Origin of the sequence: Leptolyngbya sp. CCY15150, from assembly GCF_016888135.1 — a bacterium.
Classification (GTDB): Bacteria; Cyanobacteriota; Cyanobacteriia; order RECH01; family RECH01; genus RECH01.
In genome coordinates this window covers 1-17,754 of record NZ_JACSWB010000147.1, presented here as the reverse complement: position 1 = coordinate 17,754, position 17,754 = coordinate 1, and the positions used below count along the sequence as shown (strand labels likewise).

The following is a 17,754-nucleotide window of genomic DNA, read 5'->3' as shown; positions in this document are numbered from 1 at the left end:
ACCCGGTTTACACCGCTTGACCCTTCAACCCAATCATTCAACCCAAGAAGCAACTATGGTGCGTGCAGCGATCGGCATTATTGGCGGCAGCGGGCTCTATCAAATGGACGCCCTCACCGATCTCCAAGAGATCCACATAGAAACTCCCTTTGGAGCCCCCTCCGACGCGATCCGAGTTGGCACCCTCGACCAAACTCCTGTGGCTTTCTTGGCCCGTCATGGCCGCCATCACCACCTGCTGCCTTCGGAACTGCCGTTTCGCGCCAATATCTACGCTATGAAACAACTGGGGGTCGAGTACCTGATCTCGGCGTCAGCGGTGGGATCCTTGCAGGCCGACATGAAACCCCTGGATATGGTGCTCCCGGATCAGTTCATCGATCGCACCAAAAATCGAGCATCCACCTTCTTTGGCGAAGGCATTGTGGCCCATGTGGCCTTTGCCGACCCCATTTGCCCGAAGCTTTCCCAAGTGTTGGCAGAGGCGATCGCCAGTCTGCAGCTTGATAACGTCACCCTCCATCAGGGCGGCACCTATGTCTGCATGGAGGGCCCCGCCTTTTCCACCAAGGCAGAATCCAACCTCTATCGCAGTTGGGGCGCGTCGGTGATTGGCATGACCAACCTGCCAGAAGCCAAGCTAGCCCGCGAGGCGGAGATTGCCTACGCCACCCTGGCCTTGGTCACCGACTACGATTGCTGGCATCCCGACCACGACAGCGTCACCGTGGATATGGTCATCGGTAATTTAACCAAAAATGCCCAGAATGCCCAGCGGGTGATTCAAGAAACCGTGCGGCGGTTAGCGCACCATCCCCCCGGATCAGAGGCTCACTCCGCCTTAAAGTACGCCATTCTCACGCCCTTAGACCATGCTCCAGAATCCGCCAAACAGCGCCTAGGGCTGCTGCTGGACAAGTATTTGTAGACTGGTACTGCAAGACAGAAGAACGAAGACAGAAGAACGAAAAGGACGTCCAGGACACGCGAGGGTTCCCACCTTAGCAACGAGGCGGGTTACTTCCGCTTCGGAGTACTAGGGCTTGTTTTAAAGCTCATCCAAACCCTGATTCTCTCGTACGAAAGATCAAGGGGTTTAGCAGGTTTTAAAACAGAGCCTAGCGCGACGGAGGAGGCGATCGCCCTCTAAATCTCTCCACTTAACCGATCTAGCCTAAGGTCTAAGGCAGACCCGGTCAGGAAAATAACCATTTCATCACAAACACGATAAAAGTCGTAGGTAGACGGATAGCGATTTCCCGATAGTTTGCCCTAAGATCAATGATTAACTGGCCTGCCAACTTGGCAAGCATGGAACATTGTTGAGGAAATGCCCGTGAGTCCAGAAACCCTTGTGCCATCGCTCGGCACAGCCCCGACGTCCTTTACGCCGGATGACTTCGATCAATACGTCATGTCCACCTACGGGCGCTTTCCATTGGCCCTAGAGCGAGGTGAGGGGTGTCGCGTGTGGGATACCAACGGGCGGGAGTATCTGGACTTTGTGGCGGGCATCGCCACCTGCACCCTCGGCCATGCCCATCCAGCCATGGTTGAGGCCATCAGTCAGCAAATTCGCACGCTGCACCACGTTTCCAATCTTTACTATGTGCCGTCCCAGGGGCAGCTTGCCCAATGGTTGGTGGAACACTCCTGCGCCGATCGCGCCTTTTTCTGCAATTCTGGTGCCGAAGCCAACGAAGGAGCCATTAAGCTCGCCCGCAAATATGCCCATACCGTCTTAGGCATTGAGGAACCGGTGATTCTCACGGCCCAAGCCAGCTTCCACGGCCGTACCCTAGCCACCGTTACCGCCACAGGACAGCCCAAATATCAAAAGAACTTCAGCCCCCTTGTGCCTGGCTTCCACTATGTCCCCTACAACGACATTCAAGCCCTAGAGCAGGCGATCGCTGACCTTGACCAAGGTGCGCGGCGGGTGGCAGCCATCATGCTGGAGGCCCTACAAGGCGAAGGTGGCGTGCGTCCTGGCGACCTGGCCTACTTCCAGCGGGTGCGCGAACTGTGTGATCAAAAAGGCATCCTGCTGATCTTGGATGAAGTGCAGGTGGGTATGGGGCGATCGGGCCGCTATTGGGGCTACGAAAACCTAGGAATTGAGCCAGATATCTTCACCTCAGCTAAGGGCTTGGGCGGCGGTGTGCCCATCGGCGCATTACTCTGCAAGTCCCACTGTGATGTCTTCCAAGCCGGGGATCATGCCAGCACCTTTGGCGGCAATCCCTTGGTCTGCACGGTGGCCCTTGCCGTATGCCAAACGCTAGAGCAAAACAATATTCTCGCTAATGTAGTGGCGCGGGGTGAGCAGTTGCGGGCAGGGCTGAGGGCGATCGCCCAAACCTATCCCCATCTCATCCAAGAGGTACGCGGCTGGGGGCTGATCAATGGCCTGCAGATTGCCGATGACAGCGACTTAACCTCCGTTGCCATTGTTAAAGCGGCCATTGATGAAGGTGTGCTGCTGGTGCCAGCCGGGCCCAAGGTGGTGCGGTTTGTGCCACCCTTGATCGTCAGCGAAGCCGAGATCGATCAGGCTCTCAATGCCGTCCGTCGAGCGATCGCTTCCCTGCTCTAAAGGCAGTACCGATTGACCGACCGAACGTAGTCATCATCTGAGGGTTTCCCAGCGATAGCAAAGATGAGAGATCGGGTCTTTCAGCCGAGCAATCCCTGATTGACAGGCAAAACCTCAAATCCCCTCTTCCAAGACGGTAGAGGGGATTTGAAAATACCTGTCATTGTCTTGTTCCGCTGGTGGGAAACGGTGCTGAGGATCAGGGGAAAAGATTGATCGATCCGTCAATCAGCAGATGATGCCACGAGACCAATAGACCTATTACAGCCCTGAAACGGAGAAGCTTACTGAGCCTCAGGCTTGGGATGACAATCAAAAATCACGGCAAAATCGCTACTTGGCATTCGATTGCGAATCGATTTGAGGTGCCCCTCTGCATCTGACTGGCTACGAAACCGCCCAACCGGAACGCGGTGACCGGGTAGCAGTTCCACCAAGAGCCAAGGGTTAAGTCGTTCTTTATAATTCATGAGGCGATCCTAAAGTTGCAGTAGGTCTGAAACGCGAACACACCGGACGTCGAGCCCTTATCGCTAAGAGCTAGAGGCGATGATGTGGACTAAAATCTCTATGGCGCGACGGACGACGCAGGACATTTACCTGCTAGAGGTCATCCATCATGTACATTGTTGGACGGGAGTAGTGATGATTACTGGTTCAAAATAGCCGGAGACGTAGGTCGATAGTTGAGTCACCTAACGCTCAAAAAGGATGAGGACAGGACAGCTAGCCATCGGGGTTGCATCTAGAATCTCCGCCACATTTTCATCCGTCTCCTACAGATTTATCACAGGAGAGTGGGCGCTCCTATGGGGATTGGGCAACATTTGACAATTCTTCGAATTTCTTGATACTTCTGAGTCAGAACGTTATGGAATCTAGCGCCACACCCTGTATCAATCAAGCCTTGTTCAGTCCTTGTCAGCCTCTCCCCCTCACGTTATGACCCTTCCCAATTGGATCACGGTGTCACGGTTGCTAGGTGTACCCCTCCTGCTGTATACCCTGCATCAGCCCACAGAACTGCTGCGATGGATTAGTCTTGGTATTTTTCTCGTGGCGGCAGGTACAGATTGGCTGGATGGCTACCTGGCTCGCCGGTTGAATCAAATCAGTGAAATGGGGAAGTTTTTAGACCCCTTGGTCGATAAACTCTTAGTCTTAGCACCTCTCCTAGCCTTGGTTGAACTAGGCGAGGTACCCGCCTGGGGAGTTTTTCTGATCCTTGCCCGTGAGTTGACCATTGCCGGATGGCGAGTCAATCAAGCCCAAGTCTCGGGAGCCAATCTCTGGGGCAAACTCAAAACCGTGACCCAAATTGTGGCGATCGCCCTTTTAATTACACCCCTACCTTTAGTATGGCATCCTCTGTCAATGGGAGTCTTTTGGCTAGCCGTCCTGCTCACCTGGATTTCCGGTGGACTATATCTCTGGCAGGGCCTACGATCTCCTAAAGCGCGATCGCTATAGGCAAGGTTACAAGAGCATCCCGTCCCAACAGACCGCCTTTTTCTAGACACTCCCCGGAAATAGAGAATCACCGGATGTAGTCATGAACGACTCTACAGCGATCATGTCCGTTCGCCTGCCAGATTATCCGGGAAGAATAACCTAGTTTTAGAGGATGCCTGAGTGAAGTACTTTGCGGTGTTGCTGGGACTTTTACGCGATCGCGATGCCTTTTTAAACGACATTCAAAACGAAGTTCGCTTAGAAAGAAAAATCATTGCTTTACTCGTATCAAGCTGCATATTTTTTGCAGTTTATGGTGCCATTATTGGATCATCAAGCAGTTGGCTACAGTTAATTGCTTCCGCTATAAAATTGCCAGCTCTCTACTTAATTACGCTAGTTATTTGTTTGCCAACGCTCTATTTTTTCGACATTTTGTTTGGCTCAAAACTATCGTTTGGGCAATATATAACGCTGATGCTCACCAACATGGCGGTCATTAGTGTTCTGCTCTTTAGTTTTGCGCCCGTCACGCTATTTTTTCTAATTTCAGTACCAGACTATGACTTTTTTCTTCTGCTAAACGTGGCATTTTTTGGGGTGACTGGCTTTGTAGGCGTCAAGCTTTTCTACGAAGGCATGCTGTCTCTAACCGTTCCTCAAACGTTGCCGTCTACAGCAGAACAAGCGATCGCTCCCCTACCTGCCTCTCAATCTACATCGTCAGAAGATCGCCATGATTTTACCGATGAGATTATTGCCATTGAAGACAACCAAGATAGCAGAATCAAGACGAAGGAAACTAGTGCAAATAAGCTGCAGGATAGCCGCAGAAAACTTTTGCAAGCTTGGTTAATCCTCTATGGTCTTGTAGGTAGCCAACTGGGTTGGACATTGCGTCCATTTTTTGGGGCTCCCGGAGAACCCTTCCAACTTTTCCGTCCTGATATTGGCGGCAACTTTTATATCAATGTTATTCAGACACTGCTCCATTTTCTATTCAACTACTAACACTAGAGCCTTAAGCAATTCATGTCATCTATGACTGATCAATAGCCCGTAGAATGGGCTTGTATATATAGATTGGGCATGGTTGAAAACCCAACCTCAAAGCCCCTCTCCCAAGCCGGGCGAAGGGCTTTGAAAAAACTTGCAACTAGTCCTTGACATCCTAGGCAGCGCCACCATGGACACGCTGAATTTAAAAGAGTTACAGCTCACCCAGGATGAACTTGAAACTCTCACAAAACTTCATTTCTCACAAGCCTGGATCAACTTCTCATTTCGACCTTCTAGTCTCAAATCCTTTCGGGCTTTTTTAGACCTAGCTATAACTGAGGTGATCTTGCTGATGATCACCTCTATTTTTTGCATTCCCATTGTCTTGCTAGTGTTGCGCAATACAAGCTGGCTCTTGATCAACAATCAGGATGCGATCGCCTTCTTTACCGTAGGCTTTGGTACAGCGTTGATTGTGTTTCTAGGCATGAATGGTTTGTTTTGGTGGCGATCGCACCGCTATCGATCCCTCGATCGCATTTTGCTCGATGTGGATCGCTATAACGACATCATTCAATCGATTCAAATCTTTCAAGAGCTAGAGTCTCATCATGCGTCTCGCCAGTCTCTTGAGCAACAATCCCAACTTCTCCAAGCCCTGACCATCACCCGCGAAAATCTAGTTTGTGCGATCATGACCGATCGAATTCTTCGCAAAAACCAGCGCTTTTTGGCGCGACGACAAGAGCTCCTTGAAAATATTGAAACCAACCTAATTACTCTACAAGCCGTTCAACTACCAGCAGAAGCCAGCGACTATCAACAGTTTTTGAACGACGCCCTGCAAATCGCCTTGAGTGTGCGCCAAGAACTCGATTACCCTAAAAACTAGCGCACCTTCTATCCCTAGCCATAGCAACACCTAGGATATAGAAGATGGGTTGTTGTTCAGCGATCGCAGGTATGCCACAGTCTAAACGTCGATATGCCATTCTGGGGACGGGTGCCCTAGGCGGATTTTATGGAGCACAGTTGCAGCAATCAGGTCTGGAGGTTCACTACCTGCTGCACCGGGATTATGACTATGTTCGGCAGCATGGTCTTGTTGTGGAGTCTGCTGATGGCGATGTGATTCTCCCTGAGGTACAGGCCCATGCCAGTGTAGCCACCATGCCCCCCTGCGATGTGGTTGTGGTGGCGTTAAAGACGACTCAGAATCACCTGCTCCCCCAGTGGCTGCCTAGCGTCACCAAGCCCGATGGCGTGGTTCTGGTGCTGCAAAACGGATTAGACGTAGAGCCCTACGTGGCAGATATTGTCGGGGCAGATCGGGTGATGGGCGGGCTTTGTTTCATCTGTTCCAACAAAGTTGGGCCGGGGCATATTCGCCATTTGGATTACAAAAAGATTGCCCTAGGTGACTACGGGTCAAACTATGCAGCTAGGGGCATCACAGAACGGTTGAAAGCGATCGCTCAAGATTTTGAACAGGCGGGAATTCCCATTGATCAAACGGAAGATTTGCTCTGGGCTCGCTGGAGAAAACTGATTTGGAATATTCCCTTCAATGGTCTCTCTGTTGTCCTCAATGCCAGCACCAGCGAGATGATTTTTGACCCCCATGCGCGTCAATTAGCGATCGCATTGATGCAGGAAGTGATTGCCGTGGCTGCTGCCTATGGTCGAGTTTTGGATGACCATTATATTCAGCAGAATATTGACCATACTGAGCATATGAAACCCTACCGCACCAGCATGAAAATTGACTATGACGAACAGCGTCCGCTGGAGTTGCAAGCCATTTTCAAACAGCCGATTATCGCGGCTCAGGCTAAACAAGTGCCCGTCCCGTTGACACATATGCTTTATCAACAGCTACAGTTTTTGGATCAACGAAATCAAGGGGCTTGAGTGGGCGAACTCAACTCAATGAGGCTAACTTGCCGGGTTTCGAATCCGCTCAGCCCTCTGTTCATGAGGCTTAGAGCCTTTCGACGTCGCTCAAGGCTCTAAGCCTCATGACGTCCTCCCACTTAGCAGAAGCTAGATGTCAACCCTAGGATGCACCATCCCCTTCAACGCCTAGCTCACTCCAACTCCGAGACAAGTAAACATATATTGCTAAATATTGCAGCGCTAGCATTTCTTCTTAACAAAGAACATGGATGATATTAACCATTTGAATTGATTAACGTCGAAGCGATCGCTCCCTTAATAACCTGATGCTAGAACAACGAAATTCCGTTAATTCAGTAGGACGTGAATTCAAAGGTTCATGTTTCTGAATATAAACCTTTGTCAAAAACAATGTAGTTTAGTTCAGAAGATCACGGATCAACAAATATGATGATCAGTACGTCGAGCTATTCACGCTTGGCGCATCATTTTTCTTTAATTACATACCTCAACAAGGACTTATTGCATTATGACTACAACCTTACAGCAGCGCGATGGCGCTAATGTATGGGAGCGGTTTTGCAACTGGGTCACCAGCACCGATAACCGCCTCTATGTAGGCTGGTTCGGCGTCTTGATGATTCCTACCCTGCTCACCGCTACCATCTGTTTCATCATTGCCTTCGTGGCAGCACCTCCCGTTGACATCGACGGCATCCGCGAGCCTGTTGCAGGTTCGTTGATCTACGGCAACAACATCATCTCCGGTGCGGTTGTGCCTTCTTCCAACGCCATTGGTCTTCACCTCTACCCCATCTGGGAAGCAGCTTCCCTTGATGAGTGGTTGTACAACGGCGGCCCTTACCAGTTGGTTTGTTTCCACTTCCTGATCGGCATTTTCTGCTACATGGGACGTCAGTGGGAACTCTCCTACCGCTTGGGTATGCGTCCTTGGATCTGCGTTGCCTACAGCGCTCCCTTGGCTGCTGCAACCTCTGTGTTCTTGATCTACCCGATTGGTCAAGGTTCCTTCTCCGACGGTATGCCCTTGGGTATCTCCGGCACCTTCAACTTCATGTTCGTGTTCCAAGCCGAGCACAACATCTTGATGCACCCCTTCCACATGTTGGGTGTGGCTGGTGTCTTCGGTGGCTCACTGTTCTCGGCGATGCACGGTTCCTTGGTGACCTCCAGCCTAGTGCGTGAGACGACCGAGACCGAGTCTCAGAACTACGGCTATAAGTTCGGGCAAGAAGAAGAAACCTACAACATCGTTGCGGCTCACGGCTACTTCGGTCGTTTGATCTTCCAATATGCTTCGTTCAACAACTCTCGCGCCCTGCACTTCTTCTTGGGTGCATGGCCGGTGGTCGGCATCTGGTTCACCGCTCTGGGCATCAGCACCATGGCGTTTAACCTGAACGGCTTCAACTTCAACCAATCCGTTCTCGACTCTCAAGGTCGTGTAGTGGGCACTTGGGCAGACGTGTTGAACCGCGCCAACCTAGGTATGGAAGTCATGCACGAGCGTAATGCTCACAACTTCCCGCTTGACTTGGCTGCTGTGGATGCACCTGAAATCGGTTAATTCCACCGTTCGCTAAATTAGGCTAACGTCATAGCGCGTGTTCTTTGCTGGGCATGCGCTATGTTTATGGATGAAAACGGGCGATCGCTCTGGGTTGGAAAACAGGGGCGATCGCCCGCTATGATTTGAAAGGCATTGGTTGGAGGAACAGCTACGGTTTACACACGTCCCTTAGCCCGCTTGATTGAACAGTTCCAGCGCCTACCTGGCATTGGCCCCAAAACAGCTCAGCGGCTAGCTCTACACATCTTAAAACGACCAGAAACTGAGGTTCAGGCCCTTGCCGAAGCCTTGGTAGCAGCTCGGCAGCAGATTGGTCTATGTTCTATCTGCTTTCACCTATCTGCAGATCCGGTTTGTGAAATCTGTCGTGCGCCTTCGCGGGATGACCAAACCATTTGCGTAGTCTCCGATTCTAGAGACGTGATCGCCTTAGAAAAAACTCGCGAGTATCGCGGTAAGTACCATGTCCTCGGCGGCATGATTTCTCCTATGGATGGCGTTGGCCCCGATCAACTGCACATTGCGCCGCTCATTCGCCGCGTGAGCCAGCAGCAGGTGTCAGAAGTGATCATCGCCATCAGCCCCAGCGTCGAGGGGGAAACCACGACGCTGTATCTTGGGCAGTTGCTGAAACCGTTCACCAAGGTGACCCGCATTGCCTTTGGCCTGCCGATGGGCGGTGATTTAGAATATGCCGATGAAGTTACCCTGGCGCGGGCCTTAGAAGGCCGCCGGGAAATCGATTAATCCCGATGGTTAAGACCAGTTCAGGGCACTAGTGGAACATCGATGAATCCCAGTACTTCGTTAGCGACGTAGGCGATCGCAATTTTGATTACCGTCCGTCACCCGATTATTGGTACGACAACGCTCCCAGGCAATTTGGTTGCCGAGGGCCGTGGGGAAATTATCGCGGCTCTCCAGGGCCAGGTCGAAAAACTCAAGGCTGGCCGCTTCATCCCCTTGCTGCACTAAAATTTGCGCCTTGAGATAGTACAAGTCTGGATTATTGGGAGCCGCAGCGATCGCTCGATCAATGGCGGTCGTAGCGCAGCCATGGTCATCCAAATCACGACAGGCCACCGCAATGCCGCGCTGGGCTACGTAGGGCGGCGCAGCGTAGTTTTCTAGGCGGCTAATGGCATCTTCTGGATCAGCAAAGGGCAGGTTCACCGCAATCATCAAGTCCATAAACCCTTTGACCAGGTTCAATTCTGGATCGGTGGCATCAATTGCTTCAGCCGCATTGATGTGGCTAAAAACATTCTGTAGTTTCATCAAAGCTGTGGGTGAGCCCCGCAGGGTGCCTTGGGTCATAATCACATGGGCTCCTTCCATGAAATGCCCCACGGCCATATAGAGATTGCCCCGTAAAGGATCTGTCTCCACCAAAGCTTCCGCCGCCTCACGGGTGAGGGTAGCACGGCTGCCCATGGTATCCCAATCCTCTTCTAGGTAGGCCAGGGAAGCCACCATGGCATGGGCCATGGGTTCATCGTCTTCAGCAGATTCTAGTAAGCGACCGGCTTCTACATAATTACCCTGCTCAAACATGGCGCGGAAGGCTGCTTCGGTTTGATCGCCAATGCTGCGAGGGTCACTGGTGCGGAAGGGGTCTCCAGCCCAAGCCGGAGATGCGCCCAAACTGAGGGCGATCGCCATACTGCCGACGATCAGGGGTTTGGACAGGCGCTTGAGATAAGACCCAAGGGAACGAAACGACGCTGTGGCTGCCATAGGATTCTTTAGTAACGGCTCATCAAGACTTTTCCTGCTATCCAGAGGATGAATAGACCCAGCTCATTGGGCTAGGCATGGGCAGGATAACGGATTGCTATGACACTGATGGTAGCGGCGATCGCCCTCGATGGGGAGCGATCGCCCCTGCTTCTCAGGACTCACATTCCTAAGGGTCATGACTGCAAATGCCGTTCTCAGGTTTCAGGGGGCTCCAGGATCGCTACAGAAATCACAGAATCCGTCCCGAGGCCGCTCGCTTTTGGAAGGTGCCATAGCCCGCTTCCCCACACCAGCGATCGCCATCCACCAGCAGCCGTCCTCGCACAAACACCTTCTTCACCTTGCCGGTCACCTGCCGCCCTTCAAACATGGAATAGTCCACCCGCGAATGGTGGGAGCTGGCGCTAATCACATGCTGTTCCTCTGGATCAAAGATCACCAAGTCGGCATCACTGCCCACCGCGATCGTGCCCTTGCGGGGAAACAGGCCAAACATCTTGGCAGGGGCCGTGGCCGTGAGCTGCACAAAGCGATTCAGGGAAATTTTGCCCGTGCGCACACCGCCGTCATAGAGCAGCACCAAACGATCTTCCACTCCAGGAGCCCCATTGGGAATCTTGTTGAAATTGTCGCGGCCCAATTGTTTGGAAAAGCGTACGCCCAGAGGCTGTTCATTCATGCAAAACGGACAGTGATCCGTGGCCACCAGTTGCAGATCATCAAACCGCAACCCTCGCCATAGATCATGGTGGCAATGATGATCCCGCAGCGGCGGCGTCATCACATACTGAGCTGCATCAAAGCCAGGACGTTCATACTCATCGCTGTGGAGAAACAAATAGTGGGGACAGGTTTCGGCAAACGCCTCAATGCCGCGATCGCGGGCCTCCACCACCGCCGCCAGGGCTTCTGGAGCAGAGAGATGTACGATATACACCGGAATCTCCGCCAATTCAGCGATGCGGATCGCCCGATGGGTAGCCTCCGCTTCCATGATCCGGGGGCGGGTGAGGGCATGGTACTTCGGTGACGTATTGCCCTGGGCCAACGCCTCATCAATCAACACCTGAATCACCTGGCCGTTCTCAGCATGGAGATTCACCATACCGCCATGGTCTCCTACGGCGCGCATGGTGCGAAAAATGTCTGCATCACTCACCATCAAGGTGCCGGGATAGGCCATGTACATTTTGATGCTGGATATCCCATCCTGGTTAATCAAATCCGGCAACTCTGCCAACACATCCGGATTAATATCCGTGAGCACCATGTGGAAGCTGTAGTCGATACAGACCTGAGGCTCTGCCAAGGCCAGGCGTTCATCCAGCGTATGCTTAGCGCTTTCTCCCCGACCTTGATAGGCAAAGTCAACGATTGTCGTTGTACCGCCAAAAGCCGCCGCATAGGTACCCGACTCATAGGTATCACAGTTCATCGCTGGCCCCTGGGGGCCTTCCATATGGGTATGGACGTCAATACCCCCCGGAATCACCAGCATCCCGGTCGCGTCATGACACACAGCCCCCGGTACGTCCAAGTGGCGAGCGATCGCCTCGACCTTGCCATTCTCCACCAAAATATCGGCAACGTAGTCATCCACCGCCGTTACAATCCGTCCACCCTGAATCACCACTTGGCTCATCGACAACTCCTTGTTTTAATCCCGTAGCCTTTGCCATGCTTGGAGCCGATCGGCGATCGCACCCATCCTGACACCAGAGCCTCAGCCCAACGCTAGTCTGAATTTTGCAGGGGTTAGCGAGAGATATGGTTAGGCACGTTACAAAACCATGGAGCCGTTCATAAAAGGATAGAGAATGATACAACTAGACACCTATTCCAGTGATGATTCTAGCGATCGCTTCCGGCTGAGGCGATCGCCCAAAAGATGAAAAATAGGTTAAGACCTCCATATCTGGCCCAGCAGAATTCGGAGTCGCTCTACATGTGCTGCTACAATGAAATCTACGTTACATAACGCGGTGCGCTGTATCACCTGTTGTGGTTGTCTCCTCAAACGCTTCCAATTCACCCCATGACGCGACCGTAATGCTTGGTACGGCGACGTTTTTGTGAATGTTTCAAAAATTTAACAAAAACTCTACTGCCATTTCTGCGTAGATAGGATATGATTGCACGCAAGAAAGGTTCGGCAGCAGAGCGAGAATTGTGATACGCAGTCCTTATGTTCTCTCCGAATTGTAGATGTACTGATTTGGTTTGGAGAGGATCGTGACTATTTACGTTGGCAACCTGTCTTTTCAGGCAACCGAAGAAGACCTGCAAGAAGTATTTGCTGAATATGGCGAGGTTTCTCGCATCAGCCTTCCCACTGACCGTGAAACAGGCAGGAAGCGTGGATTTGCTTTCATCGAGATGAAAGAAGATTCTGTGGAAGACACTGTCATTGCAGAGTTAGATGGCGCAGAGTGGCTCGGCCGTGAGCTACGGGTGAATAAGGCAAAACCCAGAGAGAACAGCGGAGGCGGCAACCGCCGAGGTGGAATGCGCGCAGGCTAATCCCTGAACGCGACATGTGATCTCTGTCTTAAACTAGAGTTTGCACTTCATGAAATGTCGGAAGCCATCGCACAGCATCTGCTTGGGAGATACGTGGGCGTCCGACGTTTTTTGTTGCCGCCACAGACTCACTGTCCGCTAGGTTAGCATCCATGTCTCGCCTTCCGTGGAGTATCCAGATCGGTCTGATCGTCCTGGCATTAGGGGCGATCCTGATTGCGCTGGCTAGTGTCGCTGGTCTGTATGCCGATCTGGCCCTACTGTCTCCCCTGTTGGCCAACCTATTCCTGGTGCTCGTCCTGGGATTGTTGCTGGGGGCGATCGCTCTGCTGATCTATCCCCTATGGCGCTGGTGGCAGGCAAGCCAACGCAAGCGGGTCAAGCGACCACCCGTGGCTCCTACGAACAAAGCATCTGCAGCCCAAGCCGTTCTGGCTGGGGTACAGCAGCAGGTGGAACAGGTGCAGGACGAGGTTACCCGTCAAGTGTTGCGCGATCGCTCCCAGGCTATTGGCCAGGATCTAGAAGGGCGATCGCTGCATATGGTGGTGTTTGGCACTGGGTCGGCGGGCAAAACATCGCTGGTGAACGGTCTCATTGGCCGCGTGGGCGGGCAGATGGCTGCGCCCATCGGCACCACGGTGGATAATCAAACCTATGGCCTGCGCCTGCGGGGCCTGCAGCGGCGTCTGCAGTTGACCGACACGCCGGGGCTTGCCGAAACGGGCGTCATGGGTACCCAACGGGAGCAACAGGTGCGCCAATTAGCTGCCGAAGCAGACCTATTACTGTTTGTCGTGGACAATGACCTGCGGCAGTCGGAATATGCCGTCGTGCGATCGCTCCTAGAGATGGGCAAGCGCTTGGTGTTGGTGTTCAACAAACTTGATCTGTACCCAGAATCTGACCTCGCCACCCTGCTTCAGCAGATCCAGCAACGACTGGCCGACCAGATAGCTCCAGAGGATATCGTGGCGATCGCTGCCCAGCCGCGGCCTGTACGCCTCAACACTGGCGAATGGGTGACGCCCGAACCCATGCTAGAGCCCTTGATGCAGCGCCTAGCCACCATCCTTCGCAACGACGGCGAAGATTTAATTGCCGACAACATTTTGCTGCAGTCCCAACGGCTCAGCGACGAGACCCGCCAGTGGCTGAACCAAGAACGTCGCCAGCGGGCCGAAGCTATTGTTGATCGCTATCAATGGATTGGGGCCGGCGTGATTGCCGCTACGCCCTTGCCGGGGGTAGACCTGGTGGCTGCAGCGGCGGTCAATGCCAAGATGATTGTTGACCTCGGGCAAGTCTATGGCTGCGACCTAGACCTAGAGTCGGGGAAGGCGCTGGCGCTGGCGTTGGTGAAAACCTTGGCGGGGCTGGGTATCCTCAAGGGAGCCATCGAGCTACTGTCCGTGGCGCTGCAAACCAACGTGGCCACCTTCCTGGTGGGGCGGGCCGTGCAGGGAGCCACCGCCGCCTATCTTACCCGTATCGCTGGCTATAGCTTTATTACCTATTTCCAACAGGGACAAGACTGGGGCGATGGCGGCATGACCGACGTGGTGCAACAGCAGTTTCAGCTCCATCGGCGCGATCGCTTCATGCAGGCTTTCGTACAAGATGCGATCGCTCACCTAGATAACCTAGTCCCATCCCCCACCGATGACCCCACCAATCTGTCCTAGCGCATCGACATCTGCGATCGCCCTACTGCACTAGCCAAATCTGGACGCCCCGCATCGATTAAAGCGCGATCGCGAATTCGGCAGGAATCACAGCGTCCACAGGGCTGCTCTCCCCCCTCATAGCAAGACCACGTTTGGTGAATCGGCACCCCCAGCGCCAACGCCCGCCGTACAATATCCACCTTACTGTCTTCCACCAAGGGAGCCACTAACCGAGGAGCCTTACCTTCTAATCCTACCTTGGACGACAGATTAGCTAACTGCTGAAACGCCGCTAGATAATCTGGACGACAATCGGGATAGCCGGAATAATCTACCGCATTAATCCCCAGATAAATTGCCTCCGCCTGCTGCGCCTCCGCCAACGACAGCGCCAGGGCAATAAACACCGTATTCCGACCCGGCACGTAGGTATTCGGAATCACCCCAGACTGCACTCCATCCTGAGGCAAGGCCATAGCCGCATCGGTGAGCGACGAACCGCCCCACTGCCCTAAGTTCACATCCAACATAAAATGCTGCTGGATACCGAGATGGCGCACCACTTGCAGAGCTGCCGCTAGTTCTCGCTGATGCCGTTGTCCATACTGAAACGATAGGGCGATCGCTTCATAGCCATCGGCGATCGCTTGGGCGGCAGCGGTGGCAGAATCTAAGCCGCCAGAAAGCAACACTACGGCTTTGGGGGAACGTTGAGCTGTCACGATCGCATTACTCCATATAAGCGTTTGTAGCCTAGCGCGTGGAGACGGGTTCCGACAAGGGCGATCGTTCAAGCTACCGGCGCATCTGCTTCAACTTATGGGAGTGGCGTTGGGGGGCGATGTTGATGTAGACACTTGTCAATCGACTGCCAGATAGGTTAGAACAGATTCAACTTCAGGGGCACCCATATCCTTGGGATGGGTCTTGTTGTGAAAAATGATGTAGCGCCGAATCCAACCGACATAGGTCTGCTCTGTTCGATAGGAGTAATGCTTCAGCCGAATCGCATCGCGGACTTGATCCAAGAGTTTTCTGGGTCGAGGATCGATCATAAGCCAGGAATCTCCAGATAGAACTTATGTACTAAATACTACATGCGTTGATCCTGGGCTGATCGTGAAGATTGTCTGAAGATAGCCGCATAACACCCTGAAATGAGCGTACTATACGGATCTCGGTATGCATAACTACCCTAATAGGGGTGTTATCAAGCATCTCATCGGCATAATCACCCCTATATAGGTGTATAGACTGATTAAGATCTGTATAACACCCCAAGTAGGGTGGTTATACAGACAATTTTCAGCCTAATCCTCTCTGGAGGAGGTGATATTCAGTTGTGGTCTGGCTAATCATCCCTATGGGAGGTGTTATGCCGATCAGAGGGGGGAAGTTCAGTATAAACAATAGTTATGCCGCAAGTCTTCGGTGAGGGCGGTAGCATGAAAGTTATCTCTTGGCATATAAGGTCAAGTTGCCATTAAGCTATTGGTGAAGACATAATCTTGAAGTAGTCAAGGTAGAGAACAGTAGCTGTTAGGTTAGCTTCAAGATGAAAAGTCGTAGAAACAGAGCCATTGATTTCTCTGCTATCAAAGCTGGAGTTGTTGTTTGGGTTGGTATTGTTGCTCTATTTATTTCTGTGGTTTTAATAACTCTTTTCTGGCGTTTCCCGAATGAGCGAGAGTTGCTAACTTTTACAGCCACGGTTCTTTCTTCTACAGCAACGGTCATCAGTGTTGTTTATATTGCTCAGGGTTTAACCCAAAATGTCGAATTTTCAAAGTTGACTAGAGCAATTGAACTAACTGAGCGATGGAATTCTCCTGATTTTTCTGAGACGAAAGCAGTTACTGTTGAACTTGCAAAAATACTATCTAATCTCCCAGTAGAGGAGCGCCTCAAAGCCCTTAATGTTGCTCTAAATACTGGGAATGGCAAAGAAGCAGCATTAGTCAATACATTTAACTTTTTTGAAGAAATAGCAATATTGACGAACAAAAAACTTTTAGACGAGGAAGTTCTTCGTGAGTTTTATCAAGGTATTGTCATGGATTACTATTTGCTGTTTGAACTCTGGATCAATGAGAGGAGGGCAAAATCACAAAGAGGTTCCATATATTCAAATTTGGAAATAATGTATCATCGGTGGAAGAATGCGGCATAACAACCTGGTTGGAGCGGACTTCTACAAGATCTCGGTGTGGATGCAAAGGTTACTTACAGCCGCTCAACCAGAACGTTAGCCTGTTGAGCTATTGGTGCGAACTATACATGCGGCTTATCTGTGTACTTTCTGCGTCTCCAAATTAGATCCTCATCTATACCTATAGCTATGAGTATCTGCTTATCGTTATAGGCAATTTAGTAAATTGATGGAAACTAATTAAATGGCTAAAAAGCGTGATTATATTCAGGAGATCTTGGAGAAACGTTCTCGTACCCTTCGACGAACGACTCGACATGAGCAATTTCATAAGAGATATTCTCTAATTATGACTTCGTTTGATTTTCTCAGGTCAGAAAAACAGATTGACCGAGATATAAGAGTAGAATTATTAAAATATATTTCTATTGGAAGCGTGGCTTGTATCGAAGGTTATTTTCGCGCATCAATAAGAGATCTTATCGATTATGGGTCACCATTTATTGATAATGTTAAGGAATTAGAGAATATTAAATTAGACATAGAAACTATCATAAGACTGGATAGCGAAAAGGTATCAATTGGAGAGTTTATCTCGCATCTTCCATCTATAAGTAATTTAGAAGATATAAATAGAATCATGTCAAAGATCATAGGCGATGATTTCTTTGATTTGATTAAAAAGATTGAATATGATGAGTTTGAACCTCTTGAAGATATAGCTAAGCATCTGATAGAGGATATACAAAGCGTCTTTCGCTCTCGACATATTTATTGTCATGAAATAGCTGTTAAAACAAAACCAACACTACAACAATCAGATGACCATATTGGGGCAACGTTAACTTTTGTTGATACAACAGAAGCTGTGCTACAAAAGCTAATGCCATCAGGCAAAACTGATAGACGTTGAGGCGTGTTGCGCAGGCTAACACTTCACGGCAGCGGACGAACGAAATCTGCTGGTGCTGAGTTCAAGGCTATCTGCCGCCGCTGGTCGGGAACGTTATACATATGAGTCCGCATATCATTGCTGTAGGTGAAAGACAGCAATTCTCATTTTGACCAGTAGCTTGCCCAATCTGTCGAATCCTGAACGAAAGAATGAGCTTTTTCAACCAATCTATTGACACTGTTCTCAATA

The 17,754-nt window shown here is 51.2% G+C and carries 16 protein-coding genes and 1 pseudogene; 12 read left to right on the top strand and 5 right to left on the bottom strand.

Annotated features, from left to right (window positions below; translation table 11 throughout):
• Positions 1-55 precede the first annotated feature (55 nt).
• Both JUJ53_RS05695 and JUJ53_RS05690 read left to right on the top strand, forming a co-directional pair.
• Positions 56-928, top strand: coding sequence for an S-methyl-5'-thioadenosine phosphorylase (locus JUJ53_RS05695; RefSeq protein ID WP_204151025.1), 873 nt, complete (start codon positions 56-58; stop codon positions 926-928).
• A 408-nt stretch (positions 929-1,336) separates the two neighbouring features.
• Positions 1,337-2,596: an aspartate aminotransferase family protein gene (locus tag JUJ53_RS05690; protein ID WP_343327894.1), complete on the top strand. Its 1,260-nt coding sequence runs from the start codon at positions 1,337-1,339 to the stop codon at positions 2,594-2,596.
• Positions 2,597-2,880: 284 nt separating this feature from the next.
• Here the strand turns inward: JUJ53_RS05690 and JUJ53_RS05685 are convergent, their stop codons facing one another.
• Positions 2,881-3,066, bottom strand: coding sequence for a hypothetical protein (locus JUJ53_RS05685; protein ID WP_204151023.1), 186 nt, complete (start codon positions 3,064-3,066; stop codon positions 2,881-2,883).
• Positions 3,067-3,538: 472 nt separating this feature from the next.
• Here JUJ53_RS05685 and pgsA point away from each other — a divergent pair, with 472 nt between their 5' ends.
• The 6 genes from pgsA (at position 3,539) to recR (ending at position 9,281) form a co-directional block, all read left to right on the top strand.
• Positions 3,539-4,066 (top strand): CDP-diacylglycerol--glycerol-3-phosphate 3-phosphatidyltransferase, encoded by a 528-nt coding sequence (gene pgsA / locus JUJ53_RS05680; protein WP_204151022.1) that lies wholly within the window; start codon positions 3,539-3,541, stop codon positions 4,064-4,066.
• 162 nt (positions 4,067-4,228) lie between these two features.
• On the top strand, positions 4,229-5,059 hold the full coding sequence (locus JUJ53_RS05675) for an actin-binding WH2 domain-containing protein (RefSeq protein WP_204151021.1): 831 nt from the start codon (positions 4,229-4,231) through the stop codon (positions 5,057-5,059).
• Between the two features lie 340 nt (positions 5,060-5,399).
• Positions 5,400-5,939, top strand: a complete 540-nt coding sequence (locus JUJ53_RS05670) for a hypothetical protein (protein ID WP_204151020.1) — start codon at positions 5,400-5,402, stop codon at positions 5,937-5,939.
• 71 nt (positions 5,940-6,010) lie between these two features.
• Positions 6,011-6,958 (top strand): putative 2-dehydropantoate 2-reductase, encoded by a 948-nt coding sequence (locus JUJ53_RS05665; protein WP_204151019.1) that lies wholly within the window; start codon positions 6,011-6,013, stop codon positions 6,956-6,958.
• Between the two features lie 514 nt (positions 6,959-7,472).
• A complete protein-coding gene (gene psbA / locus JUJ53_RS05660; protein WP_204151018.1) occupies positions 7,473-8,531 on the top strand; it encodes a photosystem II q(b) protein in 1,059 nt (352 codons plus the stop codon).
• A gap of 135 nt (positions 8,532-8,666) precedes the next feature.
• Positions 8,667-9,281, top strand: a complete 615-nt coding sequence (recR, locus tag JUJ53_RS05655; protein ID WP_204151017.1) for a recombination mediator RecR — start codon at positions 8,667-8,669, stop codon at positions 9,279-9,281.
• 60 nt (positions 9,282-9,341) lie between these two features.
• Here recR and JUJ53_RS05650 read toward each other — a convergent pair whose 3' ends face one another.
• Both JUJ53_RS05650 and hydA read right to left on the bottom strand, forming a co-directional pair.
• Positions 9,342-10,271, bottom strand: a complete 930-nt coding sequence (locus tag JUJ53_RS05650) for a Sll0314/Alr1548 family TPR repeat-containing protein (protein ID WP_204151016.1) — start codon at positions 10,269-10,271, stop codon at positions 9,342-9,344.
• Between the two features lie 232 nt (positions 10,272-10,503).
• The gene (gene hydA, locus JUJ53_RS05645) at positions 10,504-11,916 is read right to left on the bottom strand and encodes a dihydropyrimidinase (protein WP_204151015.1); all 1,413 of its coding nucleotides are present in this window, start codon (positions 11,914-11,916) and stop codon (positions 10,504-10,506) included.
• Positions 11,917-12,506: 590 nt separating this feature from the next.
• Here hydA and JUJ53_RS05640 point away from each other — a divergent pair.
• Positions 12,507-12,794, top strand: a complete 288-nt coding sequence (locus JUJ53_RS05640) for an RNA-binding protein (protein ID WP_204151014.1) — start codon at positions 12,507-12,509, stop codon at positions 12,792-12,794.
• Positions 12,795-12,946: 152 nt separating this feature from the next.
• Positions 12,947-14,479 carry a GTP-binding protein gene (locus JUJ53_RS05635; RefSeq protein WP_204151013.1) on the top strand — a complete coding sequence of 511 codons (1,533 nt, stop codon included), beginning with the start codon at positions 12,947-12,949 and terminating at the stop codon, positions 14,477-14,479.
• On the opposite strand, the gene queC is transcribed toward JUJ53_RS05635, so the two are convergent.
• The gene (gene queC, locus JUJ53_RS05630; RefSeq protein WP_204151012.1) at positions 14,476-15,183 is read right to left on the bottom strand and encodes a 7-cyano-7-deazaguanine synthase QueC; all 708 of its coding nucleotides are present in this window, start codon (positions 15,181-15,183) and stop codon (positions 14,476-14,478) included. The genes JUJ53_RS05635 and queC overlap by 4 nt on opposite strands.
• A 141-nt stretch (positions 15,184-15,324) precedes the next feature.
• Positions 15,325-15,516 (bottom strand): annotated as a pseudogene (locus JUJ53_RS05625) (phage integrase N-terminal SAM-like domain-containing protein); the annotation flags it as partial.
• Between the two features lie 500 nt (positions 15,517-16,016).
• Between JUJ53_RS05625 and JUJ53_RS05620 the strand changes: the two are divergent.
• On the top strand, positions 16,017-16,631 hold the full coding sequence (locus tag JUJ53_RS05620) for a DUF4760 domain-containing protein (RefSeq protein WP_204151010.1): 615 nt from the start codon (positions 16,017-16,019) through the stop codon (positions 16,629-16,631).
• A gap of 223 nt (positions 16,632-16,854) precedes the next feature.
• Entirely contained in the window at positions 16,855-17,523 is a 669-nt protein-coding gene (locus tag JUJ53_RS05615; RefSeq protein ID WP_204151009.1) for a hypothetical protein, read from the top strand.
• Positions 17,524-17,754 lie beyond the last annotated feature (231 nt).

Coding starts and splice junctions, on each gene's coding strand:
- JUJ53_RS05695 (WP_204151025.1), top strand. CDS start 56: ATGGTGCGTGCAGCGATCGGCATTATTGGCGGCAGCGGGCTCTATCAA.
- JUJ53_RS05685 (WP_204151023.1), bottom strand. CDS start 3,066: ATGAATTATAAAGAACGACTTAACCCTTGGCTCTTGGTGGAACTGCTA.
- pgsA (WP_204151022.1), top strand. CDS start 3,539: ATGACCCTTCCCAATTGGATCACGGTGTCACGGTTGCTAGGTGTACCC.
- JUJ53_RS05670 (WP_204151020.1), top strand. CDS start 5,400: ATGATCACCTCTATTTTTTGCATTCCCATTGTCTTGCTAGTGTTGCGC.
- JUJ53_RS05665 (WP_204151019.1), top strand. CDS start 6,011: ATGCCACAGTCTAAACGTCGATATGCCATTCTGGGGACGGGTGCCCTA.
- psbA (WP_204151018.1), top strand. CDS start 7,473: ATGACTACAACCTTACAGCAGCGCGATGGCGCTAATGTATGGGAGCGG.
- JUJ53_RS05650 (WP_204151016.1), bottom strand. CDS start 10,271: ATGGCAGCCACAGCGTCGTTTCGTTCCCTTGGGTCTTATCTCAAGCGC.
- hydA (WP_204151015.1), bottom strand. CDS start 11,916: ATGAGCCAAGTGGTGATTCAGGGTGGACGGATTGTAACGGCGGTGGAT.
- JUJ53_RS05635 (WP_204151013.1), top strand. CDS start 12,947: ATGTCTCGCCTTCCGTGGAGTATCCAGATCGGTCTGATCGTCCTGGCA.
- JUJ53_RS05620 (WP_204151010.1), top strand. CDS start 16,017: ATGAAAAGTCGTAGAAACAGAGCCATTGATTTCTCTGCTATCAAAGCT.
- JUJ53_RS05615 (WP_204151009.1), top strand. CDS start 16,855: ATGGCTAAAAAGCGTGATTATATTCAGGAGATCTTGGAGAAACGTTCT.